Annotated in this window: 21 protein-coding genes; 14 read left to right on the forward strand and 7 right to left on the reverse strand. The window is 71.9% G+C overall.

Annotation, left to right across the window (positions count from 1 at the left end; genetic code table 11):
* Positions 1 to 107 precede the first annotated feature (107 nt).
* The 5 genes from Sdia_RS26275 to Sdia_RS26295 all read left to right on the forward strand — a co-directional run bounded on the left by Sdia_RS26275 (position 108) and on the right by Sdia_RS26295 (position 4,183).
* The gene (locus Sdia_RS26275) at positions 108 to 569 is read left to right on the forward strand and encodes an RrF2 family transcriptional regulator (RefSeq protein WP_100454731.1); all 462 of its coding nucleotides are present in this window, start codon (positions 108 to 110) and stop codon (positions 567 to 569) included.
* A gap of 178 nt (positions 570 to 747) precedes the next feature.
* Complete coding sequence (locus Sdia_RS26280; protein WP_100454729.1) at positions 748 to 1,971, forward strand: globin domain-containing protein; 1,224 nt, start codon at positions 748 to 750, stop codon at positions 1,969 to 1,971.
* A gap of 173 nt (positions 1,972 to 2,144) precedes the next feature.
* Positions 2,145 to 2,375, forward strand: a complete 231-nt coding sequence (locus tag Sdia_RS26285; protein ID WP_115068014.1) for a hypothetical protein — start codon at positions 2,145 to 2,147, stop codon at positions 2,373 to 2,375.
* Positions 2,376 to 2,577: 202 nt separating this feature from the next.
* Positions 2,578 to 3,171 carry an N-acetylmuramoyl-L-alanine amidase gene (locus tag Sdia_RS26290; protein ID WP_100454725.1) on the forward strand — a complete coding sequence of 198 codons (594 nt, stop codon included), beginning with the start codon at positions 2,578 to 2,580 and terminating at the stop codon, positions 3,169 to 3,171.
* A 31-nt stretch (positions 3,172 to 3,202) separates the two neighbouring features.
* Positions 3,203 to 4,183 carry a 1-aminocyclopropane-1-carboxylate deaminase/D-cysteine desulfhydrase gene (locus tag Sdia_RS26295; RefSeq protein WP_115068013.1) on the forward strand — a complete coding sequence of 327 codons (981 nt, stop codon included), beginning with the start codon at positions 3,203 to 3,205 and terminating at the stop codon, positions 4,181 to 4,183.
* 12 nt (positions 4,184 to 4,195) lie between these two features.
* Here the strand turns inward: Sdia_RS26295 and Sdia_RS26300 are convergent, their stop codons facing one another.
* Positions 4,196 to 5,791, reverse strand: a complete 1,596-nt coding sequence (locus Sdia_RS26300) for a Na+/H+ antiporter (RefSeq protein WP_100454721.1) — start codon at positions 5,789 to 5,791, stop codon at positions 4,196 to 4,198.
* A 79-nt stretch (positions 5,792 to 5,870) separates the two neighbouring features.
* Here Sdia_RS26300 and Sdia_RS26305 point away from each other — a divergent pair, with 79 nt between their 5' ends.
* The 3 genes from Sdia_RS26305 (at position 5,871) to Sdia_RS26315 (ending at position 7,860) form a co-directional block, all read left to right on the forward strand.
* The gene (locus Sdia_RS26305; protein WP_100454719.1) at positions 5,871 to 6,131 is read left to right on the forward strand and encodes a UBP-type zinc finger domain-containing protein; all 261 of its coding nucleotides are present in this window, start codon (positions 5,871 to 5,873) and stop codon (positions 6,129 to 6,131) included.
* Positions 6,132 to 6,349: 218 nt separating this feature from the next.
* Complete coding sequence (locus tag Sdia_RS26310) at positions 6,350 to 6,763, forward strand: ATP-binding protein (RefSeq protein ID WP_003950781.1); 414 nt, start codon at positions 6,350 to 6,352, stop codon at positions 6,761 to 6,763.
* Positions 6,760 to 7,860: an RNA polymerase sigma factor SigF gene (locus tag Sdia_RS26315; RefSeq protein ID WP_229830094.1), complete on the forward strand. Its 1,101-nt coding sequence runs from the start codon at positions 6,760 to 6,762 to the stop codon at positions 7,858 to 7,860. Before Sdia_RS26310 ends, Sdia_RS26315 begins: the two co-directional genes overlap by 4 nt.
* Positions 7,861 to 7,873: 13 nt before the next feature.
* Here the strand turns inward: Sdia_RS26315 and Sdia_RS26320 are convergent, their stop codons facing one another.
* Positions 7,874 to 8,299 carry a hypothetical protein gene (locus tag Sdia_RS26320; protein ID WP_100454718.1) on the reverse strand — a complete coding sequence of 142 codons (426 nt, stop codon included), beginning with the start codon at positions 8,297 to 8,299 and terminating at the stop codon, positions 7,874 to 7,876.
* Positions 8,300 to 8,400: 101 nt separating this feature from the next.
* On the opposite strand from Sdia_RS26320, the gene Sdia_RS26325 reads away from it, so the two are divergent.
* Entirely contained in the window at positions 8,401 to 9,369 is a 969-nt protein-coding gene (locus Sdia_RS26325) for a diacylglycerol/lipid kinase family protein (RefSeq protein ID WP_100455126.1), read from the forward strand.
* Positions 9,370 to 9,687: 318 nt separating this feature from the next.
* Complete coding sequence (locus Sdia_RS26330) at positions 9,688 to 9,945, forward strand: WhiB family transcriptional regulator (protein ID WP_003950777.1); 258 nt, start codon at positions 9,688 to 9,690, stop codon at positions 9,943 to 9,945.
* A 200-nt stretch (positions 9,946 to 10,145) separates the two neighbouring features.
* On the opposite strand, the gene Sdia_RS26335 is transcribed toward Sdia_RS26330, so the two are convergent.
* Positions 10,146 to 11,612 carry a sensor histidine kinase gene (locus Sdia_RS26335; protein WP_100455125.1) on the reverse strand — a complete coding sequence of 489 codons (1,467 nt, stop codon included), beginning with the start codon at positions 11,610 to 11,612 and terminating at the stop codon, positions 10,146 to 10,148.
* Between the two features lie 609 nt (positions 11,613 to 12,221).
* On the opposite strand from Sdia_RS26335, the gene nagB reads away from it, so the two are divergent.
* Entirely contained in the window at positions 12,222 to 13,004 is a 783-nt protein-coding gene (gene nagB / locus Sdia_RS26340) for a glucosamine-6-phosphate deaminase (RefSeq protein WP_100454717.1), read from the forward strand.
* A gap of 172 nt (positions 13,005 to 13,176) precedes the next feature.
* Here the strand turns inward: nagB and Sdia_RS26345 are convergent, their stop codons facing one another.
* The 4 genes from Sdia_RS26345 to Sdia_RS26360 all read right to left on the reverse strand — a co-directional run bounded on the left by Sdia_RS26345 (position 13,177) and on the right by Sdia_RS26360 (position 17,975).
* Entirely contained in the window at positions 13,177 to 14,676 is a 1,500-nt protein-coding gene (locus tag Sdia_RS26345) for a glycoside hydrolase family 3 protein (RefSeq protein WP_100454715.1), read from the reverse strand.
* Between the two features lie 5 nt (positions 14,677 to 14,681).
* Positions 14,682 to 15,581 (reverse strand): carbohydrate ABC transporter permease, encoded by a 900-nt coding sequence (locus Sdia_RS26350; protein ID WP_100454712.1) that lies wholly within the window; start codon positions 15,579 to 15,581, stop codon positions 14,682 to 14,684.
* A complete protein-coding gene (locus tag Sdia_RS26355) occupies positions 15,578 to 16,585 on the reverse strand; it encodes a carbohydrate ABC transporter permease (protein ID WP_100454708.1) in 1,008 nt (335 codons plus the stop codon). The genes Sdia_RS26350 and Sdia_RS26355 overlap by 4 nt, the downstream gene beginning before the upstream one ends.
* 91 nt (positions 16,586 to 16,676) lie before the next feature.
* Positions 16,677 to 17,975, reverse strand: a complete 1,299-nt coding sequence (locus tag Sdia_RS26360) for a sugar ABC transporter substrate-binding protein (protein ID WP_100454706.1) — start codon at positions 17,973 to 17,975, stop codon at positions 16,677 to 16,679.
* Between the two features lie 286 nt (positions 17,976 to 18,261).
* On the opposite strand from Sdia_RS26360, the gene Sdia_RS26365 reads away from it, so the two are divergent.
* From Sdia_RS26365 to Sdia_RS26375, 3 genes are all read left to right on the forward strand, one after another.
* Entirely contained in the window at positions 18,262 to 19,050 is a 789-nt protein-coding gene (locus Sdia_RS26365) for a GntR family transcriptional regulator (protein ID WP_181843958.1), read from the forward strand.
* Positions 19,051 to 19,562: 512 nt separating this feature from the next.
* Positions 19,563 to 21,785, forward strand: a complete 2,223-nt coding sequence (locus Sdia_RS26370; protein WP_100454703.1) for a carbon starvation CstA family protein — start codon at positions 19,563 to 19,565, stop codon at positions 21,783 to 21,785.
* Positions 21,782 to 22,024 carry a YbdD/YjiX family protein gene (locus Sdia_RS26375; RefSeq protein ID WP_100454699.1) on the forward strand — a complete coding sequence of 81 codons (243 nt, stop codon included), beginning with the start codon at positions 21,782 to 21,784 and terminating at the stop codon, positions 22,022 to 22,024. The genes Sdia_RS26370 and Sdia_RS26375 overlap by 4 nt, the downstream gene beginning before the upstream one ends.
* The last annotated feature ends 166 nt before the right edge of the window (positions 22,025 to 22,190 follow it).

Raw genomic sequence — 22,190 nt, forward strand, 5'->3', positions numbered from 1 at the left:
GTGGGAATGATCGACTCCCCGGCGGGGGAGCTTGCTGTTTCTTTTCGAACATTCCCCTACAGGAGCCTTAAGTTGCATCACATATGCAAGTTTTCTAGGCTGTGGCCATGCGGCTCACGCGCTTCACCGATCTGGCCCTGCGCGTCCTCATGCGGCTCGCCGTCGAGGACCCGAAGGCCACCGACGACCTCCCCACCACCCGGGAGGTGGCCGCCGGTATGCGCGTTCCGTACACCCACACCGCCAAGGCGGTCGCGCGCCTCCAGCGCCTCGGCCTCATCGAGGCGCGCCGGGGCCGAGGCGGCGGGCTCGCCCTCACCGAGGCCGGGCGGTCAGCCTCCGTCGGCACCCTGGTGCGCGAACTGGAGGGCGTCGGGGACGTCGTGGAGTGCGAGGGCGCGGAGCCGTGCCCCCTGCTCTCCGCCTGCCGCCTGCGCGGAGCCCTCCGCCAGGCGCAGGAGTCCTTCTTCGCCACCCTCGACCCGTTGACCGTGGGCGGCCTCGCGGCCGCCCCGGCCGGCCCCGTCCTGCTGGACATCGCCCGGAGCCGGTCACCGGACGACACCTGACGCTCCCCCGCGACACCCGCCGCACCGCGCCGGGCGCCCGTAGACCCCTCACCCCGCCCGGCAGGACCGACCCTGCCCCGCGCACGGCGTCAAATTGGAGTCCCACATGCCAATTAAGACGCCCTCGCCAGTCACCACCAGTCACCTTCTCCACCTCGCTCCACCCGAAGGAGTCCTCATGCTCACCGAGCGATCGGCCGCCACTGTCCGCGCCACCCTGCCCGCCGTCGGCGCGGCGATCGGCGAGATCACCGGGCAGTTCTACGACCGGCTCTTCGCCGACCGCCCCGAACTGCTGCGGGACCTGTTCAACCGCGGCAACCAGGCCGCGGGCACCCAGCGGCAGGCTCTCGCCGGGTCCATAGCCGCCTTCGCCGGCCACCTGCTCGACCAGCCGGACAGCCGCCCCGACGCCATGCTCGCCCGGATCGCCCACAAGCACGCCTCACTCGGCGTCACCCGCGACCAGTACGCCCTGGTCCACCGGCACCTCTTCGCCGCCATCGCGGACGTGCTCGGCGAGGCCGCCACCCCGGAGGTCGCCGAGGCCTGGGACGAGGTGTACTGGCTGATGGCCAACGCCCTGGCCACGCACGAGGAACGCCTCATGGCCGAGCAGAACGTCCTGGCCGGCGGGACCTGGCGCCCCTGGGAGGTCGTGGCACGCCACGACGACACCGCGGAGGTCGCCGTCCTGCGGCTGCGCCCCGCCGACGGCCGCCCGGCCGCCCCCTATCGGGCCGGGCAGTACGTCTCCGTACAGGCCGAGTTGCCCGACGGCGCGCGGCAGATCCGCCAGTACTCGCTCACCGGCGCCCCCGAGGGCGACGAGCGGACCATCGCCGTCAAGCGTGTGTCCGGCGGGCCGGGCCCGGAGGGCGAGGTCTCCGGCCACCTGCACGCCCGCACCCGCGTCGGTGACGTCCTGGACCTCTCCGCGCCCTACGGCGACCTGGTCCTCGACCGCACCCCCGGCGCGGACGGCCGTCCGGCCCCGCTCCTGCTCGCCTCCGCCGGCATCGGCTGCACCCCGGTCGTCGCCATGCTCCGCGAACTGGCCGACAGCGCCTACGCGGGCCCTGTCACCGTCGTGCACGGCGACCGCACCCCCGCCACCCACCCGCTGCGCGCCCCGCACACCGAGCTGACCGGCCGCCTCGCCGACGCCGAGGCCCACTTCTGGTACGAGGAACACACCGCCGGGCCCGGCGCGCTCACCGGCCGCGTCGACCTCAAGGCCGTCCCGGTGGCCCCCGGCACCCGCGCCTACCTCTGCGGCCCGCTGCCGTTCATGCGGTCGGTCCGCGAGCAGCTCCTGGAGCAGGGAGTGCGCCCCGCCGACATCCACTACGAGGTCTTCGGGCCGGACCTGTGGCTGGCCTCGGCCCAGCCGGCCGCCTGAACCCCCTTCCCCGCCACCGGACACGCCGGGCGAACCACCGGGAACCACCCGTGCGCGCGGGCCGTTGAGCCGGACGGAAGCCGCGTCCGGCCCTCAGGCCGGGCGGCGGCCCCGCGCCTCGCCGGCACCGGGGCCCCGGGCTCGGGGCGCCCAGGACAGAAGGAGTACGGACCATGGCTGGATTCCTCGACCGCGCCAAGGAGCAGGCCCAGCGCGGCCTCGCCCAGGGCAAGCAGAAGCTCGACGAGGTGCAGGTGCAGCGGGCCGGCGCCGACCTGCTGAGGAAGCTGGGCTCCGCGTACTACGCCGAGCAGCGGCGGGGCGGCGACCCGCGCGCCACCCAGGACGCCCTGCGCGCCCTGGAGCAGCACATCGCCACCCACGGGGAGCAGGGCCTGCGCTGACGAAGGGGCGGGGCGGGGCGCCGCCCCGCCCGCGTGCCTTCAAGGGGACCGGCCGCCCGGCCGTCCGGCTGGCCGGATCGCGTCGTACACCCGTCCCGCGGACCTTTCGCGGTCTTGACGGGCCGTGATTGCGGGTACAAAGCGATCCACACGAGGTGCCCGCGCACCGGCCGGGCGCCGCTTCGCACCCGAAGGAGGCGGCATGGCCCCACCCATGTCAGCGGACAGATTCCTCAAGGCCCTCAAGGACGAGGGGGTCACCGTCGTCGAGGTGGGCAGCTGGCGCAGCCACAACCGCAACAGCAAGGGCGCCTGGGGACCGGTGAACGGCGTGATGATCCATCACACCGTCACCTCCGGCAGCGACCGCACGGTCGAGATCTGCCGGAAGGGCCACGCCTCGCTCCCCGGCCCCCTCTGCCACGGCGTCATCACCAAGGACGGCCGCGTCCACCTGGTCGGCTACGGCCGTGCCAACCACGCCGGGCTGGGCGACGACGACGTCCTGGCGGCGGTCATCGCCGAACGCGCCGGCTACCCCCCGGTCAACGAGGCCAACACCGACGGGAACGCCCGCTTCTACGGCTTCGAGTGCGAGAACCTGGGCGACGGAAAGGACCCGTGGCCCAGCGCCCAGCTCGACGCGATCGAGCGGGTCTCGGCCGCCGTCTGCCGGGTGCACGGCTGGAACGAGCGGTCCGTCATCGGCCACCTGGAGTGGCAGCCGGGCAAGGTGGACCCGCGCGGTTTCACCATGGCCTCGATGCGCGAACGCATCCGGGGCCGCCTCAAGTGAGGCCCGTACCGGCGGGGCCGACAATGGAGGGGTGAGCATCCGCCGAGATCCCGTACCGCCGTCCCCCGGGGCGTCCGAGCCCCGTGCCCGCGACGGGCGCCCGGGGCACGAGCCGGCGCGGCCCCTGCTCCCCTCTCCGGTGCGGGAACTGCGCGAACCGGCCTTCGAGCGGTACGGGGTCCGGCTGCTGCTGAAGCGGGACGACCTCATCCATCCGGACATCCCGGGGAACAAGTGGCGCAAACTCGCGCCCGTCCTCGACACGGCCGACGGCCGGACGGTGGTGACGTTCGGCGGGGCGTGGTCCAACCACCTGCGGGCGACGGCGGCGGCCGGACGGCTCCTCGGCTTCCCCACCATCGGCGTCGTCCGGGGGGAGGAACTGGCCGGCCGTCCGCTCAACGCCTCCCTCGCGCGCTGCCGCGCCGACGGCATGAGGCTGGCCTTCGTCAGCCGCGCCCGGTACCGGCGGAAGGACGACCCGGCGGTCCGGGACGAACTGGTGGCCGAGGCCGCCGGGGCGGGACAGGCGGTGCGCGTGGTGCCCGAGGGCGGTTCGGACGCCGCCGCGGTCCGGGCGTGCGCCGTGCTCGGCGGGGAACTGGCCGCGCTGCGGGAGGACGCGCCGGTGGCGGGGGTCGCCTGCGGCACCGGCGGCACCCTGGCCGGGCTGGCGGCGGGGCTCGCGCCCGAGCAGCGGGCGGTGGGCGTGGCCGTGCTGAAGGGCGGCTTCCTCGGGGCCGAGGTGGCGGCGCACCAGCGGGCGGCGTTCGGCGGGCAGCGTGGCCGGTGGAGCGTCGAGGACGGCTTCCACCACGGCGGTTACGCCCGCAGCAGCCCGGAGCTGGAGCGCTTCGCCACCGCGTTCGAGCAGCGCCACGGCCTGCCCGTGGAACGCGCCTACGTCGCCAAGCTGCTGCACGGCCTGGCCGCGCTGGCGGCGGACGGCCGCTTCCGCCGGGGCACGGCGGTGGCCGCGGTGGTCACCGGGCCGCCCTTCCCGCGGGCGTAGCGCGGCCGCGGCTCACTCGTCCTCCCGGTAGGCCGCCGCCTCCTCCAGATCGAGGCGGCGCAGCAGGTCGCGGAGCATCTCGTCGTCGATGTGGCGCTGGTCGCGCAGGGCGACGAAGACCTCCCGTTCGGAGGCGATCACGGTGCGGGCCAGCCGCCGGTAGGTGTCGTCGACGCTCTCGCCCGTCTCCGGATTGACCGTGCCGAGGCGTTCCCAGACGGCGTTGCGGCGGCGCTCCAGCACGGCCCGCAGCCGGTCGGCGAGCGGCTCCGGCAGGGCGTTGCGCGGGTCGGTGAGCAGAGCGTCGAGCCGGTGTTCGGCCGCCTCGGACGCCGCGTTCTGCGCCTGCGCCTCCAGCAGCGTCTCGGCGCGCGCGTCGCGGCCGGGCAGGCGCAGCAGCCGGATGAGGGCGGGCAGGGTCAGGCCCTGCACGACCAGGGTGCCGATGACGGTGGTGAAGGTCAGGAAGAGGATCAGGTTCCGGTACGGGAACGAGCCGCCCTCGTGGACGCCGTGCGGGATGGAGAAGGCGACGGCGAGCGAGACGACGCCGCGCATCCCGGCCCAGGCGACGACGAAGGGACCCTTCCAGGTGGGGTCGGGCTCGCGGGCGCGGACGCGGCGGGACAGCAGCCGGGGCAGGTGGACGGCCGGGTAGGTCCAGACGAACCGGGTGGCGACGACCAGCAGGAAGACGGCGAGGGCGTACCAGAGGACCTGGCCCGCGTGGTATTCGCCCAGCCCTCCGACGACGAGTGGCAGTTGGAGTCCGATCAGGGCGAAGACGGCGGACTCCAGGACGAAGGCGACCATCTTCCAGACGGCGTCCTCCTGGAGCCGGGTGGCGAAGTCGACCTGCCAGGAGTGGTGGCCGAGGTAGAGGGCGACGACCACCACGGCGAGCACCCCGGAGGCATGGGCGTACTCGGCGAGGGCGTAGGCGGCGAACGGGATGAGCAGCGAGAGGGTGTTCTGGAGCAGGGGCTCGCGCAGGTGGGTGCGGAGCCAGTGGAGCGGCACCATGAGGACCAGGCCGACCGCGACGCCGCCGAGCGAGGCGACCAGGAACTCCGCCCCGGCGTGCAGCGGCCCGGCGGACTCGCCGACGGCCGCGGCGACCGCGACCCGGTAGGCGGTGATGGCGGTGGCGTCGTTCACCAGGGACTCGCCCTGCAGGATCGTGGTGATCCGGGAGGGCAGCCCGACCCGCCGGGCCACGGCGGTGGCGGCGACCGCGTCCGGCGGCGCCACGACCGCGCCGAGGACCAGGGCGGCGGTGAGCGGCAGGTCGGGCACGACCAGGTGGACGGCCCAGCCGACGGCGAGGGTCGCGAAGAGCGTGTAGCCGACCGAGAGCAGGGCGACGGACCGGACCTGGGCGCGCAGGTCCAGGTAGGAGCTGTCCATGGCGGCCGTGTAGAGCAGCGGCGGCAGCACCATGGGCAGCACGATCTCCGGGTCGAGCGTGTAGTGCGGGACGCCGGGCACGTACGACACGAGCAGCCCCGCGGTGACCAGGAGCAGCGGGGCGGGAACGGGCGTACGCCGGGCCGCCCCGGCGACGGCGGTGCTGCCCGCGACCAGGAGCAGCAGCGGCAGTACGTCCATGGCGGGTGGTCCCGTCCTTCCCCTTCGGTGGGCGGCACACCATGACAGAAGGCACAGGAGCCGCGTTAACCTGCCCATCATGAACAAATGCGCCCATGTCGCCGAGCTGCCGCACCCCGAGCCCGCCCCGTCGGCGGACACCTGCGAGGAGTGCCTGGAGGCCGGGACGCACCCGGTCCAGTTGCGGAAGTGCCTGCACTGCGGCCACGTGGCGTGCTGCGACTCCTCCCCGCACCGGCACGCGACGGCCCACTTCGAGCGGAGCGGCCACCCGGTGATGCGCAGCGCGGAGCCGGGCGAGTCGTGGCGCTGGTGCTACGCGGACGGTTCGATCGTCTGAGCGCTGGGTACGTCAACCCGGCGCCCGGACTTTCCAATTGAGCTCCGCAGACCCCTAGCCACCCTGCGTATAAGTATGCTTACTATGAGTAAGGCACAGGGGCGGGGGTCCTGGGACACGGACCTCGACGGCGCGGTAGCGTCACGGCTGGAACGTGGCGCGTCCCGGGGACTCCTCCCCGGAGCCCCGAAAGTGCTTGTACCACCTTGGAGGTGAGGGTGTCCCCTATCGCAGGCGAGCCCGGGACCCAGGACTTCGTGGAAGTCCGGCTGCCGGCAGCGGGTGCCTACCTGTCGGTGCTGCGGACGGCCACGGCCGGCCTCGCGGCGCGTTTGGACTTCACCCTCGACGAGATCGAGGACCTGCGCATCGCCGTGGACGAGGCGTGCGCGATTCTGCTCCAGCAGGCCGTGCCGGGCTCAGTCCTCGGCTGCGTCTTCCGGCTGATCGACGACTCACTGGAGGTGACGGTGTCGGCACCCACCACCGACGGCAAGGCCCCCGAGCGGGACACGTTCGCCTGGACGGTGCTCTCCGCGCTCGCGGGCAAGGTCGACTCCTCGGTCGCCGAGGACAACACCGTCTCGATCAGCCTGCACAAGCAACGCGGCGCGGGCCCCGGTCCGGCGTGAGGGACGGGGAACCGGTGCCTGAGGAGACGCACAGCACCTGGAGTCCCCCCGCGACCGGCGGCGGGGACCGACCGGCCGCCGGCCCGGCCGCCGGCCCGGGGAACCTCCCGGGGCAGCAGCGGGCCCGGCAGCACCCCGAGGGCGCGGAGCGGGCGCCGCTCCGCGCCGGGGGCGGGAAGGACGGACGGGCTGCGCACGGCCCCTGGGAGCGGGCGGGACGGATGACCGAGGACAAGCACCAGGACGAGCGGGAAGGCCCGCGGCCGGGCGGGCAGGACGAGCAGCCGGAACACCAGCGGGACCAGTCGCCGGCGGCGGGCGCCCCCGTGGACCGCCCCGACCCGCACGACCGCAGCGGCGCCCGGGCCCTCTTCATCGAGTTGCGGACCCTGCCGGCCGGCGGCCCCGAGTACGCGGAGCTGCGCAACCGGCTGGTCCGGATGCACCTGCCGCTGGTCGAGCACCTGGCCCGCCGCTTCCGCAACCGCGGCGAGCCGCTCGACGACCTCACGCAGGTCGCCACGATCGGCCTGATCAAGTCGGTCGACCGGTTCGACCCGGAGCGCGGCGTGGAGTTCTCCACGTACGCCACTCCCACGGTGGTCGGCGAGATCAAGCGGCACTTCCGCGACAAGGGATGGGCGGTGCGCGTGCCGCGCCGCCTCCAGGAGCTGCGGCTCTCGCTCACCTCGGCCACCGCCGAGCTCTCCCAGCGGCACGGGCGCTCGCCGACCGTGCACGAGCTGGCCGAGAAGCTGGGCATCTCCGAGGAGGAGGTGCTGGAGGGCCTGGAGTCGGCCAACGCCTACTCGACGCTCTCCCTGGACGTCCCCGACACCGACGACGAGTCCCCCGCCGTGGCCGACACCCTCGGCTCGGAGGACGAGGCGCTGGAGGGCGTGGAGTACCGGGAGTCCCTCAAGCCGCTCCTCGAGGACCTGCCGCCGCGCGAGAAGCGCATCCTGCTGCTCCGCTTCTTCGGCAACATGACCCAGTCGCAGATCGCCCAGGAGGTCGGCATCTCGCAGATGCACGTCTCCCGGCTGCTCGCCAGAACGCTCGCGCAGTTGCGCGAGAAGCTCCTGGTGGAGGAGTAGGCGGAAGGAGGGGTCAGCGCTCGGCGCCGGGCGGCCGGATGCCGAGGTCGATGGTGGTCGCCGGGTTGACCAGCAGCACCAGCGCGCTGATCGCGACGGCGGCCAGCACGACGCCGCCGGGGATGAGGACGCTGTCGGCCTGGAGGAACTGCCAGGCCACCGGGAGCGCCAGGATCTGGGTGATGATCGCGGGGCCCCGGCTCCAGCTACGGCGGGCCAGCAGTCCGCGGGCGGCGGCGAGCGGGATGACGCCGAGCGCCACCAGGGTGAGGCCGCCGGTCAGGGCCGAGCGCAGCTCCCCGTCGCCGAGCAGGGCACGGACGGCGAGGACGAGGCCGACGACGACCAGCGCCAGACCCTCCACCGCCGCGAGGGCGGCGGCCACGGTGAGCCGGGTGGGCCTCGGGCCCGGGTCGGTGGGGGTCTGCTCAGTACTCACCCCAGCAGGGTAGCCCCGTCCCGCCGGCGGGCGGTTCCCCGGGGCCCCGCCCCGGCGGACCGGGATGAGCCCCTGCCCCGTCCATGGGTACGCTGCAACGCATGCGCGCACTCCTCGTGGTCAACCCGGCAGCCACCACCACAAGTGCCCGTACGCGGGACGTGCTGATCCACGCGCTGGCCAGCGAGGTCAAGCTGGAGGCGGTGACGACCGAGTACCGCGGACACGCCCGGGACATCGGACGGCTCGCCGCGGCCAGCGCCGATGTCGACATGGTGGTCGCCCTCGGCGGTGACGGCACCGTCAACGAGGTCGTCAACGGCCTCCTGCACGACGGCCCCGACCCCGGGCGGCTGCCCGGCCTCGCCGTGGTTCCCGGCGGCTCGACCAACGTCTTCGCCCGCGCGCTCGGCCTGCCCAACGATCCGGTGGAGGCGACCGGCGCCCTGCTGGACGCCCTGCGCACCGGCAGCGAGCGCACGGTGAGCCTGGGCCTGGCGAGCGGCACCCCCGGCTCCGAGGACGAGGCTGTCCCGGGCCGCTGGTTCACCTTCACCGCCGGCATGGGGTTCGACGCCGGGGTGATCGGCCGGGTCGAACAGCACCGCGAGCGCGGCCGCCGTTCCACCCACCCGCTCTACGTCCGCCAGGTGCTGCGCCAGTTCGTCGGCGAACCGCACCGCCGGCGCGGCCTGATCACCCTGGAGCAGCCGGGCCGGGAACCCGTCGACGACCTGGTCCTCTCGGTGGTCTGCAACACCGCGCCCTGGACCTACCTGGGCAACCGCCCGATATACGCCTCGCCCCGCGCCTCCTTCGACACGGGTTTGGACATCTTCGGCCTGAGCAGGCTCTCCACCATGGCGGTGGCCCGCTACGGCACACAATTGCTGGCATCGAGCCCCGAGCGCGGACCTCGCGGTCGTCACGCCCTGTCGCGGCACGACCTGACCGAGTTCACCTTGCATTCGAAGGCTCCGCTGCCCTTTCAGATGGACGGCGACCACCTGGGACTGCGTACCAGCGTGACGTTCACAGGCGTTCGCCGTGCACTGCGTGTGATTGTGTGAGTGGAAGGGGCTAAAGTCCTTTCACTCGAACGTTTAGGCCAGGATCCACCCCATAGAAGTACGGCTGTGACCTAGCCGACACCGAGGAATCCAAAAAAAGTTTCCGGAAGGGGTTGTATCCGCTGCCGAGGTTTGGGAATCTCTACATGGCACTCGGGACGGCCCGCGACACCGGCCTCCACTGAGAGCCCGAATCCCTCCTTCAAAGTCTGGACCACACCAGTCCCTCTGGTCGTCGGCCTTCACTTGTTGAGGGTTTCGTGAAAGCGTTCACATTCACAAGCAACTTGCATGTAACACCACGGAGAGGTAGCAGCCATGGACTGGCGTCACAACGCCGTTTGCCGCGAGGAAGACCCCGAGCTCTTCTTCCCCATCGGCAACACCGGTCCTGCGCTGCTGCAGATCGAGGAAGCCAAGGCCGTCTGCCGTCGCTGCCCCGTCGCTGAGCAGTGCCTGCAGTGGGCGCTCGAGTCCGGTCAGGACTCCGGCGTCTGGGGTGGCCTCAGCGAGGACGAGCGCCGCGCGATGAAGCGCCGCGCCGCCCGCAACCGGGCGCGCAACGCGAGCGCCTGACACCCAGAGCCTGGCCGGCGGCGCGTACGACGTGTACGCACATCCCGCCCTTGAAACGCAGCGCGCAGTACCCCCGGATGCGCTCGAAGACTGAAACGAGCCCCCGGACCCCACCAGGGTCCGGGGGCTCGGCGCATGTCGGGCCGCGCGACGACCGGGCGCCGCGCGGCCGTTGCGCGCCTCACGCCCCGCGCCCGCGCTCAGAGGTCGCCGCGCACCGGGATGTCCAGCAGCACGCGCGTGCCGCCCCCGGGGGCGCCGCTCATGTCGAAGGTGCCGCCCAACTCGCCCTCGACCAGGGTCCGGACGATCTGGAGGCCCAGGTTGCCCGCGGTGTGCGCGTCGAAGTCCTCGGGCAGGCCGACCCCGTTGTCCTGCACGGTGATGAGCAGCCGGGCGTCCTTGCGGGTGCCGCCGCGGACCGCCGAGACCTCGACCTCGCCGGTCTCCCCGGGCCCGAAGCCGTGCTCCAGGGCGTTCTGGAGGACTTCGGTGAGGACCATGGAGAGCGGGGTCGCCACCTCGGCGTCGAGGATGCCGAACCGGCCGGTGCGCCGGCCCTCCACCCGCCCGGGTGAGATCTCGGCGACCATCGCGAGGACCCGGTCGGCGATCTCGTCGAACTCCACGCGCTCGTCGAGGTTCTGCGAGAGCGTCTCGTGGACGATGGCGATCGAGCCGACCCGGCGGACCGCCTCGACCAGCGCCTCCCGGCCACGTTCGGACTCGATACGGCGGGCCTGGAGCCGCAGCAGTGCGGCCACTGTCTGGAGGTTGTTCTTCACCCGGTGGTGGATCTCCCGGATGGTGGCGTCCTTGGTCATCAACTCGCGCTCACGACGGCGCAGTTCCGTGACGTCCCGGAGCAGGACCAGCGAGCCGATGTGCGCGCCCTTGGGCCGCAGCGGGATGGCCCGGAGCTGGATGACGCCGCCGTTCCCCTCGACCTCCGCCTCCCGCGGCGCGTAGCCGCTGGCCAGCTTCACCATCGCCTCGTCGACCGCGCCCCGGGCCGGCGCCAGCTCCGTCGTGGTCTGGCCGAGGTGGTGCCCGACCAGGTCGGCGGCGAGCCCGAGCCGGTGGTACGCGGAGAGCGCGTTCGGGGAGGCGTACTGGACGATGCCGTCGGCGTCCAGGCGGATCAGGCCGTCCCCGGCGCGCGGGGAGACGTCGGTGTCGCCCTGCTGGTCGGCGAAGGGGAAGGCGCCCGTGGCGATCATCTGCGCCAGGTCCGAGGCGCTCTGGAGATAGGTCAGCTCCAGGCGGCTCGGGGTGCGCACGGTCAGCAGGTTGGTGTTGCGGGCGATGACGCCGAGGATGCGGTCCTCGCGGCAGACCGGGATCGACTCGACCCGGACCGGCACCTCCTCGCGCCACTCCGGGTCGCCCTCCCGCACGATGCGTCCCTCGTCGAGCGCCAGGTCGAGCATGGGGCGCCGCCCGCGCGGCACGAGGTGGCCGACCATGTCGTCCTGGTAGGAGGTGGGGCCGGTGTTGGGGCGCATCTGGGCGACCGAGACGTAGCGGGTGCCGTCCCGGGTGGGGACCCACAGGATCAGGTCGGCGAAGGAGAGGTCGGAGAGGAGCTGCCACTCCGAGACCAGCAGGTGGAGCCATTCCAGGTCGGTGTCACCTAGAGCGGTGTGCTGGCGGACGAGTTCGTTCATGGAGGGCACACCGGCGAGCGTACCCGGCACAGGCCGGGGACCGGCCGGGGCGTGCACCGGTGCGGGGCCGCGCCGCCGCACGAGGGCCTCCGCACCGGCCGGGCCGGACGGCGGCCGGTCCGCGGGGGGCCCGGGACACCCGCGGGCCGCGGCGCCTGGGAGGGACCCTCAACCCGCCCGGCACCGCAGCCCGGAGCAACCACCGGCCGTCGGGTGTGCGGTCCCGCGGGCCGGTCAGGGGGAACCGGAACAGTCAGGGCAGAGAGTGCCGGGTCCCCGGTCCGCTCTTCTGTGCGGGAAGAGCGGAGGCTCGATGGCACCATTGTGGACTAGACCATTCTCCCTGTCCATGCGCGCGGCCAAGGTTTTGCTCCGCGCCGCGTGATCCGGGTGCCTCCGGCGCCCACTCTGCCGCCTCTCCCCTCAACACGGGCCCCGCGCGGGGGTGGTTCACCCTCCCGGGACCGGGCCCGACGCGTGTGCGGACCGGCCACGCCGGGCACCGGAGGGGCGGTCGGCCCGGGGCGCGATTCGCATCCCGGAAAGATCGCCCCCTCTGTTAGATTGGTCTATACCAGTTCTGTCCCACCTCAGATCGGCAGGCCACGCGTGGAAGTTGTCATCGTTCCGGACGCCAGGGCGGGCGGCGAGCTGATCGCCGACGCCATCGCCGTCCTGCTGCGGCAGAAGCCCGACGCCCTGCTCGGGGTGGCCACGGGCTCGACCCCGCTGCCCATCTACCAGGCGCTCGCGGCCAGGGTCTCCGACGGGGCCGTGGACGCCTCGCGGGCCCGGATCTGCCAGCTCGACGAGTACGTGGGACTGCCGCCCGGGCACCCGGAGTCCTACCGCTCGGTCGTGCTGCGTGAGGTCGTCGAGCCGCTGGGGCTGCCGGCCTCGTCCTTCATGGGGCCCGACGGTTCCGCCGAGGACGTCCAGGCCGCCTGTGAGGCGTACGACGCGGCGCTCGGCGCGGCCGGGGGCGTCGACCTGCAGTTGCTGGGGATCGGCACCGACGGGCACATCGGGTTCAACGAGCCGTGCTCCTCGCTCGCCTCGCGCACCCGGATCAAGACGCTGACCGAGCAGACCCGGCGGGACAACGCCCGGTTCTTCGACAGTGTCGACGAGGTCCCCCACCACGTCATCACCCAGGGCATCGGCACCATCCTGGACGCCCGACACCTGGTGCTGCTCGCCACCGGCGAGGGCAAGGCGCAGGCCGTGGCCGACACGGTGGAGGGCCCGGTCGCCTCCGTGGTGCCCGCCTCGGCGCTCCAGCTGCACCCGCACGCCACCGTGGTCGTGGACGAGGCGGCCGCCTCCAAGCTGCGCCTCGCCCCGTACTTCCGGAACACCTACGCCACCAAGCCGGAGTGGCAGGGCCTTTAGGGGCGTCGTGGCGGTACCGAGGAGAGCCCGGCCGGAGCGTTCCCGCCGGGCTCTCTCCTCGTCCCCCGGCGCCGTCCGGCCCTGAGGGGACGGCGGCGCCCGCCCCCTCAGGTGGTGGGGGCGGGCGCCGTCGTGCCGGGGCCGGGCGCGCAGTCGGCGGCCCGGCCCGGGGTCAGGTGGTGACCGCCTCGGCGGCGGCCTGGCCGCAGACCCGGGAGGCACCGTGCGTGGCGACGTACAGCGAGCCGCGCGGGGCGGACTGCGGGATGCCCATCTCCACCACCACCGTGTCCGGCCGGGCGGCGAGGAGCGCGTCCAGCGCCCGCGCCATCCACGGGTGCCGGTGCTCGTCGCGGACGACGACGACCAGCCGCCGCCCGTCGGCCTCGGCGAGGACCCGGCCCGCCAGCTCCCCGTCGCCCGCCTCGGGCCGGGCGTACGTGGCGGAGGTGGTGCCGGGCAGCCGGACGGCCAGTTCGGCGGCGACACCCCAGGGGGTCTCGTCGCCGACGGCGATGTTGGCGACCGGGGCGAGGGAGACCACGTGCGGGGTGCCGGTCAGCGCCCGGTGCTCCCCGGTGCGGGTGATCTCCAGCGCCCGGCGCGCGGCGACCAGGCCGATGTCCGGGGTGCGCCGGCCCGTCGCGCGGGGTGTGGCGGTGGTCCAGGCGGCGAGCGCGCGGACTCGGGCGGCGGCGTCGGCCAGCCGCTCCTCGGCCAGTTCGCCCGAGCGCACGGCCGCGACCAGGGCGTCCCTGAGCCTGATCACCGTCTGCTCGTCGGCGAGGCCGCCGCCGACGCAGATCGCGTCGGCGCCCGCGGCGATGGCCAGCACGCTGCCCCGCTCGATGCCGTAGGTGGCGGAGATGGCCTGCATCTCCATGCCGTCGGTGACGATCAGTCCCTCGTAGCCGAGTTCCTCGCGGAGCAGGCCGGTGAGGATGCGGCGGCTGAGGGTGGCCGGGTTGTCCGGGTCCAGGGCGGGCACCAGGATGTGCGCGCTCATGACCGCCTTGGACCCGGCCGCGATGGCGGCCCGGAACGGCGTGAGGTCCCGGTCGGCCAGCACGTCCGCGGCGACCTCGATGGTCGGCAGGGCGTGGTGCGAGTCGACCGCGGTGTCGCCGTGCCCCGGGAAGTGCTTGGTGCAGGCGGCGACGCCGGCGGACTGCATACCCTCGACGTAGGCGGCGGTGTGCCGGGCGACCAGTTCCGGATCGGAGCCGAAGGAGCGGACGCCGATGACCGGGTTGTCCGGGTCGGAGTTGACGTCGGCCGACGGCGCCCAGTTGAGGTGTACGCCGCAGTCGGCGAGCCGGCGGGCCAGCTCGTGGGCGACAGCGCGGGTGAGGTCGGGGTCGTCGACCGCGCCGAGGGCGTGGTTGCCGGGGACGGAGGAACCGTCGACGACCTCCAGGCGGGTCACGTCGCCGCCCTCCTCGTCGATGGCGACGAGGATGTCCTCGCGCTCGGCCCGCAACTGCGCGGTGAGCGCGGCGAGCTGGCCGGGCGAGGTGATGTTGCGGCCGAAGAGGCCGACGGAGGCGAGGCCGTCGCGGATCTGCCGCAGCAGCCACTCGGGGGCCTCGGTGCCGGTGAAGCCGGGCTGGAGGACGGCGAGGGCGTCGCGGGTGAGCTGGTCGCCGGAGACGGTGGTGGGCTGGGCGCTCATCGTGCTCATCCCTTCACGGCGCCGGAGGTGAGGCCGGCCGCCATCTTGGACTGGATGATCATGAAGAAGATGACGACCGGGAGGGCGATCATCGTGGAGGCGGCCATCAGCGCGCCGTAGTCGGTTCCGCGCTCGGTGGTGAAGGTCATCAGCCACACGTTGAGCGTGTACTTGGAGTTGTCGTTGATCAGGATGTAGGCGAAGAGGTACTCATTCCAGGCGTTGACCAGCGCGAAGATCGACGCGGCGGCGAGGCCGGGGGCGAGCAGCGGGAAGATGACCCGGCGGAAGGCGCCCATCCGGGTGCACCCGTCCACCATCGCGGACTCCTCCAGCTCGACGGGGATGTTGACCACGAAGCCGCGGATCATCACCACGGCGAAGGGCAGCGTGGAGACCAGGTAGACGACGATCAGGCCCCAGTACTCGTCCAGTCCCCCCATGGCGTTGAGCTGGGCGTAGATGGGGATGAGCATGGCGGTCGGCGGCAGCATCTGGACCAGGATGAGGACCATCAGCAGGGCACGGCGGCCGAAGAAGCGGAAGCGGCCGATGGCCAGTGCCGCCAGGGTGGCGATGATCATGCCGCCGACGACGGCGGTGATCGAGACGATGAGGCTGGACTGGATCGCGGTGGCGAAGTTGTCCTGCTTCACCGCGCGGGCGAAGTTGTCGAAGGTCAGCGAGGAGGGCCACAGGGTCTGGTCGTAGGACCGGATCTCGTGGTTGGGGCGCAGGGCGCTGACGATCAGCCAGTAGACCGGGAAGGCCATCACGGCCGCGGTGACCAGCGCGATGATGTTGTAGCCGAGCCGGGTCCTCTTCCGGTCCGGGCGGAGGACCTGGGGCTCGGGGGCCTCGGCCGCGGGGGCCCCGGTCCGGGGTGTCTGGGTCGCGGTGCTCATTCGACCTCTCCCGTCTTCATCAGCTGGCGCAGGTAGTAGACGGCCACGCCGGACAGCAGCACGACCGTGATGAGGGCGATGGCGGTGCCCTGGCTGAACGAGGTGGAGGAGAACGCCTTGGAGAAGGAGTAGAGGCCGAGGGTCTCGTACTCGGGCTCCGGCTTGTTGCCCCGCAGCAGCCAGATCTGGCCGAAGACGTTGAAGTCCCAGATCACCGAGAGGGTGGTGACCATGACGAAGACCGGCTTGATGACCGGCCAGGTGACGAAACGGAAGATGCCGCCGGCGCTGGCGCCGTCGAGGGCCGCGGCCTCCTCGAGTTCCTTGGGGACCTGGGTGAGGGCGGCGTAGAGGGTGACCACCACGAAGGGGATGGCGCCCCAGACGACGAGGGCGGTGATGACGCCGAAGCCCTGCCAGGGGTTGAGGAACCAGTTGTGACCGAGGAAGTCCTCGCCGACGACCTTGGCGATCAGCGTGTTGATCAGGCCGTAGTCGGAGTCGGAGAGCCACCGGAAGATGGAGGCGGCGACCATCAGCGGCATCGACCAGGCGGCGATCAGCGCCACGGTGAGCACGATCCGCACCCAGGTGGTCAGCCGCATCATCAGCAGGGCGAGCAGCAGGCCGATCGCCATGGTGAGGACGACGCAGACGGTCATGAAGAGCACGGTCCGGCCGACGACGTACCAGAACTCGCTGTCGCCGAGGATGCTCGTGTACTGGTCGAAGCCGACCCACGGCGGGGTGTTCCCGGACCAGAGTTCACGGCGGCCCATGTCCTGGAAGGACATGATGACCGACTTGACGAGCGGGAAGGCGTACACGGCCGCCACGGCGATGATCGCCGGGAGGATCAGGAAGTAGGGCAGCAGCGCGCCCTTCTTCCGTCTCGGCGGCCCGGAGTTCGACGGGGTGCCCGCCGGGGGTGGGGTCCCCTTGTCGAGGGGAGCGCTCGGTATCGCGGCCGGCGGGTCGGCGGCCTGAGTCTCGGCGGCAGTCACGTGGCTGACCTTCCGTTTCCTGTTCTGCACCGCAAGGGGGCGGACGGGGCCCGCGCGAGGCGGGTCCCGTCCGCTGGTGATCCGGGGCCCGTCAGCCCTTGTTGATCAGCTCGTCGATCTTCGCGTCGGCGGCCTTGGTGGCCTTCTCCACGGAGTCGCCCTTGATGATCTGGAGCAGCATGTTCTTCAGGACCTCCTCCTTCTCGATGGAGGTCCAGCCCGGGGCGATCGGGGTGAACCAGGCGTCGGGCACCGCGTTGGCGACGGCGGCCGTCTCCGGCTTCTCCTTCAGCGGCTCGAGCTGCTTGGTGTTGTTGGGCAGGATGTTCTTGCTCGCCAGGACCTCCATGGACTTCTCGTTGGTGAAGAGGGAGACCCACTCCTCCGCGAGGTCCTTGGCCTTGGACTTCTCGACGATGCCGAGGTCCGAGCCGCCGATGAAGGAAGGCAGCGCCTTGCCCTCGGGGCCGGGCATGCCCGCCGTGGCGATCTTGCCCTCGAGCTTCGGGTTGCCGTTGTTCTCGCCGTCGACGACGGAGCCGGCCTCCCAGCCGTTGCCGTAGATGACGCCGGCCTTCTCGTTGGCCATGACGTTGGCGTGGTCCTGCTCGTCCTTGGTCAGGTCCGCCTTGTTGTACTTCTTGACCAGGTCGACGAAGTGCTGGACGCCCTTCTGCGCCTCGGGGGCGGAGAGGGTGCCCTTCCACTCCTTGGAGCCCTCGTCGTACTCGGCGATCTGGCCGCCGTACGCCGCGACGTAGGACATCGCCGCGTACCAGTAGCGGCCCGGGAGGTAGAGGGAGGAGAAGCGCTTGTCCTTCTCGCCGTACTGCTTGGAGACCTTGTCCATGGCCTTGAGGAACTCGTCCTCGGTCTCCGGCAGGGTGTCGGTGCCGGCGGCCTTCTTCAGCATCTCCTGGTTGTAGACCGCGACGCGGGCACCCGCGTAGTAGGGCACGCAGTACTGCTTGCCCTCGAAGGTGCAGGTGTCGGTCAGCCCCTGGATCCAGCTGTCCGAGTTCTCGTACTTCTTCGGGTCGATCTCCGCGAGGGCGCCGTTGAGGATGTACTGCATCGTCTCGGTGTTGCCGAGCTCGACGACGTCCGGGAACTTGTCCCCGCCGAGGGCGGTGTCGAGCTTCTTGGCCTTGTCGGCCCAGCCCTGGTACTGGACGTTCACCTTGACGTTGGGGTACTTCTTCTTGAACTGGGCGTTGACGTCCTTGACCAGCTCGGGCCAGGTGCTCTGGGCGTCGACCATCAGCCAGACGGTCAGGTTTTCCTTGCGGTCCTCGGGCTTGGCGTTGCTCGCCGTCTCCGAGTCCCCGCACGCCGCGAGACCGGCCATCATGCCAGCGACACCGATGGCCGCAATGAGCTTGCGCTTCACGTCACCCTCCTCAGGGAACCCTTTACCCCCCACCCGCAGCGATGACATCGAAGACGAGTTACTGCCCGTGGGACTGGGATCTGGTCTTTAATGGTGTAGACCAGTAAGCGGAGCTTGGCCTAGACCTTTAGGGGTGTCAAGGGTGTATAAGAAGGGCAGTCGCGTCCGTTATCGGACCGACACCTGAGGGAGTCCGGACCGGCGATCACCGGCCGTGCCACGATGTGATCCGCGACAGACGGAGGAGCCGGTGACGGCAGCAGCACAGGAGCCGGAGGGGCGGAGTATGACGACGGACGCGGGCGGAACGAGGACCCGGACGGCCGGCGGACCCGCCACGGAGCCCACCAGTCCGGTACGGGCCACGCGCGTGCCCAAGTACTACCGCCTCAAGCGGCACCTGCTCGACATGACGCAGACGCTGCCCCCGGGCACCTCCGTACCTCCCGAGCGTACGCTCGCCGCCGAGTTCGACACCTCGCGGACCACGGTGCGCCAGGCACTCCAGGAGCTGGTCGTCGAGGGCCGGCTCGAACGCATCCAGGGCAAGGGCACCTTCGTGGCCAAGCCCAAGGTCTCCCAGGCACTCCAGCTCACCTCCTACACCGAGGACATGCGCGCCCAGGGCCTGGAGCCCACCTCGCAGCTCCTGGAGGTCGGCTACATCACCGCCGACGACTCGCTCGCCGCCCTGCTCGACATCACCGCGGGCAGCCGGGTGCTGCGGATCGAGCGGCTGCGACTGGCCAGCGGCGAGCCGATGGCGATCGAGACGACACACCTGTCGGCCAAGCGCTTCCCCGCCCTGCGCCGCTCCCTGGTCAAGTACACCTCCCTCTACACGGCCCTGTACGAGGTGTACGGCGTGCGCCCGGCCGAGGCCGAGGAGACCATCGAGACCTCGCTCGCCACCCCGCGCGAGGCGGCCCTGCTCGCCACCGACGTGGGCCTGCCGATGCTCATGCTCTCGCGCCACTCCCGCGACGAGACGGGGGCGCCCGTCGAGTGGGTGCGCTCGGTCTACCGGGGCGACCGGTACAAGTTCCTGGCCCGGCTGAAGCGGCCGGTGGAGTAGGCGCGGGCGACCGCCCGGAAGGGCCGGCCACCGCGGGTACGGACGGAAGGGCGGCACCCCTCGGCGAGGGGTGCCGCCCTTCGCCGTGCCCGGCGGGCGAGCGGCGCCGCGCCTGGCGCGAATTCGCCCGTCGCTCTCCCACCACCCGAGGGAGACCCCTCGCCCCGCACGGCCCTCTCCGGCCGATTCGCTCGTACGTGTGTGCTCTTTCGTGCATGACCCACGGGTGGCGGCGGGTACGCACCCACCACCCGAGGAGCACGGCAGGGGGCGGTCGAGGAAGGGTCGCGAGGGGCGGGAGCAGCGCCTCGCGGAGGACAAATACGCGGCGAGGCGTGCTTAAGGGACGCGGACGCGGCGGTCCCGGCGGAAGGTTGTGCCGGATCCGGAGTCGTTGCCGTTCCGATACGCGGACAGGGGGTGCCAAAGCCCGGACCGGTCGCCTACATTTCCGACGCATTGCAGGAGTTCAGCGCAGGTGGGTCCACCTGCGCTCATGTGAGGGGACCATCATGGCCGAGCCGGCTCCACCCGCCTCCGGAAACCGGAAGCTGTCCGCCAAGTCCATCGCCGTCTGGACGCTGGTCGCCGTGGTCGGCGCCATCGCCTGGAGCGTGCTGGCGCTCTCCCGGGGCGAGGAGATCTCCGCCATCTGGATGCTGGCGGCGGCCCTCGGCTCCTACGCCATCGCGTACCGCTTCTACGCGCGCTTCATCGCCAACAAGGTCCTGAAGGTCGACAAGGACCGGGCCACGCCGGCGGAGCGCCTGGACAACGGGGTCGATTTCCAGCCGACCGACCGCCGGGTGCTCTTCGGCCACCACTTCGCGGCCATCGCCGGAGCGGGTCCGCTCGTCGGCCCGATCCTGGCGGCACAGATGGGGTACCTGCCGGGCACCATCTGGATCGTGGCGGGCGTGATCTTCGCCGGCGCCGTCCAGGACATGGTCACCCTCTTCTTCTCCACCCGCCGCAACGGCCGTTCGCTCGGCCAGATGGCCCGGGACGAGATCGGCCCGGTCGGCGGTGTCGCCGCCCTGATCGCGGTCTTCATGATCATGATCATCCTGCTGGCGGTGCTGGCCCTCGTCATCGTCAACGCGCTGGCCGGTTCGCCGTGGGGGGTCTTCTCCATCGGCATGACCATCCCGATCGCCCTCTTCATGGGCGTCTACCTGCGCACGATGCGCCCGGGCAAGGTCACCGAGGTCTCCGTCCTCGGCGTCGCCCTCCTGCTGCTGGCGATCGTGGGCGGCGGCTGGGTCGCGGAGTCCTCCATGGCGGACTTCTTCACCCTGGAGCCGGGCACCCTGGTCATCTGGATGGTGGTCTACGGCTTCTTCGCCTCGGTGCTGCCGGTCTGGATGCTGCTCGCCCCGCGTGACTACCTCTCCACCTTCATGAAGGTCGGCACCATCGTGCTGATGGCGGTCTGCGTCGTCATCGCGATGCCGACGCTGAAGATGGACGGCGTCACCTCCTTCGCGACCAGCGGCGCGGGCCCGGTCTTCTCCGGCTCGCTCTTCCCGTTCGTCTTCATCACCATCGCCTGCGGCGCGCTCTCCGGCTTCCACTCCCTGGTCTCCTCGGGCACCACCCCGAAGATGGTCCAGAAGGAGACCCAGATCCGGATGATCGGCTACGGCGCGATGCTCACCGAGTCCTTCGTCGCCATCATGGCGATGATCGCCGCCTGCATCATCGACCCGGGCCTCTACTTCGCCATCAACTCCCCGGCCGGTGTCCTCGGCGACACGGTCAACAGCGCCTCGGAGGCGGTCGCCAACCTCGGCTTCACCATCAGCCCGGACCAACTGGCCCAGGCGGCGAAGGACGTCGAGGAGGCCTCCCTGCTGTCCCGCACCGGTGGCGCGCCGACCTTCGCCCTGGGCATGGCGGAGATCTTCGCGTCGGCACTCGGCGGCGCCGGGATGAAGGCGTTCTGGTACCACTTCGCGATCATGTTCGAGGCGCTCTTCATCCTCACCACCGTCGACGCCGGGACGCGGGTCGGCCGCTTCATGCTCCAGGACACCCTGGGCAACGTCTGGAAGCCGATGCGCCGCGTCAGCTGGTGGCCGGGCGTCTGGCTGACCTCGGCGGTCGTGGTCGGCTGCTGGGGCTACTTCCTCTGGGTCGGCGTGCACGACCCGCTGGGCGGCATCAACCAGCTCTTCCCGCTCTTCGGTATCGCCAACCAGTTGCTGGCCGCCGTCGCGCTCGCCGTCTGCACCACGCTGCTGATCAAGTCGGGCCGCCTCAAGTGGGCCTGGGTGACGGGTGTCCCGCTCGTCTGGGACGTGGCGGTCACGCTCACCGCGAGCTGGCAGAAGGTCTTCTCGGACAACCCGGCCATCGGCTTCTTCGCCCAGCGCGCCAAGTACCAGGACGGCATCGACGCGGGCGAGGTGCTGGCTCCGGCCAAGTCGATGAGCGACATGCACACCGTGGTGACCAACTCCACCGTGGACGGAGTCCTGTCGATCGTCTTCGCGGTGCTGATCATCATCGTCCTGGTCGACGCGGGCCGCGTCAGCTACAACGCGATCCGCAGGCCCGAGTCGGTCAAGATGGCCGAGGCGCCCTTCGAGCAGTCGAAGATCGTCGCCCCGGCGGGGATGTTCCCCACCGCCGAGGAGAAGGCCGAACTGGCCCTGGTCGGCGCCGGGGCCCCCGTCTCGGCCGACGACGGCGCCGGCGACGCCCCCGCCGGGCAGGGCGGCGGCAAGGCATGAGCGGCGAGGCGGCCCACCGCCCCGGCCGCCTTGGCGTCCTGGCGCACCGCCTGCGCGCCGGCGCGCGCTGGATCGGCTGGTACGTCCGGGAGGTGTCGGGCGAGACGGCGTACGAGAAGTACGCCGCGCACCTCCGGCGCCACGACCCGGACGCCGAGGTGATGACCCGCAGGCAGTTCGAACGCAGCCGCATGGACGCCCGCGAGGCGGATCCACGGGACGGATTCCGCTGCTGCTGACCGCACGGCGAAGCCGCCGGCCCTCCCGGGGTCGGCGGCTTCGCCGTTTCCCGGCCTGACCGGGGCGGTACGCGCGAAGGCCCGGCGGACGGTCCGGCCGGTCTCCGGCGAGGGGGCACGGCCTCGGGCCCGGACCGGGGCGGGCCCTTTCGACGGCACCGGGCCG

The sequence above is a fragment of the Streptomyces diastaticus subsp. diastaticus genome (assembly GCF_011170125.1).
GTDB classification, from domain to species: Bacteria; Actinomycetota; Actinomycetes; order Streptomycetales; family Streptomycetaceae; genus Streptomyces; species Streptomyces diastaticus.

Coding starts and splice junctions, on each gene's coding strand:
- Sdia_RS26290 (WP_100454725.1), top strand. CDS start 2,578: ATGGCCCCACCCATGTCAGCGGACAGATTCCTCAAGGCCCTCAAGGAC.
- Sdia_RS26345 (WP_100454715.1), bottom strand. CDS start 14,676: ATGAGCGCCCAGCCCACCACCGTCTCCGGCGACCAGCTCACCCGCGAC.
- Sdia_RS26330 (WP_003950777.1), top strand. CDS start 9,688: ATGGACTGGCGTCACAACGCCGTTTGCCGCGAGGAAGACCCCGAGCTC.
- Sdia_RS26280 (WP_100454729.1), top strand. CDS start 748: ATGCTCACCGAGCGATCGGCCGCCACTGTCCGCGCCACCCTGCCCGCC.
- Sdia_RS26335 (WP_100455125.1), bottom strand. CDS start 11,612: ATGAACGAACTCGTCCGCCAGCACACCGCTCTAGGTGACACCGACCTG.
- Sdia_RS26275 (WP_100454731.1), top strand. CDS start 108: ATGCGGCTCACGCGCTTCACCGATCTGGCCCTGCGCGTCCTCATGCGG.
- Sdia_RS26305 (WP_100454719.1), top strand. CDS start 5,871: ATGAACAAATGCGCCCATGTCGCCGAGCTGCCGCACCCCGAGCCCGCC.
- Sdia_RS26300 (WP_100454721.1), bottom strand. CDS start 5,791: ATGGACGTACTGCCGCTGCTGCTCCTGGTCGCGGGCAGCACCGCCGTC.
- Sdia_RS26285 (WP_115068014.1), top strand. CDS start 2,145: ATGGCTGGATTCCTCGACCGCGCCAAGGAGCAGGCCCAGCGCGGCCTC.
- Sdia_RS26365 (WP_181843958.1), top strand. CDS start 18,262: ATGACGACGGACGCGGGCGGAACGAGGACCCGGACGGCCGGCGGACCC.
- Sdia_RS26325 (WP_100455126.1), top strand. CDS start 8,401: ATGCGCGCACTCCTCGTGGTCAACCCGGCAGCCACCACCACAAGTGCC.
- Sdia_RS26370 (WP_100454703.1), top strand. CDS start 19,563: ATGGCCGAGCCGGCTCCACCCGCCTCCGGAAACCGGAAGCTGTCCGCC.
- Sdia_RS26375 (WP_100454699.1), top strand. CDS start 21,782: ATGAGCGGCGAGGCGGCCCACCGCCCCGGCCGCCTTGGCGTCCTGGCG.
- Sdia_RS26350 (WP_100454712.1), bottom strand. CDS start 15,581: ATGAGCACCGCGACCCAGACACCCCGGACCGGGGCCCCCGCGGCCGAG.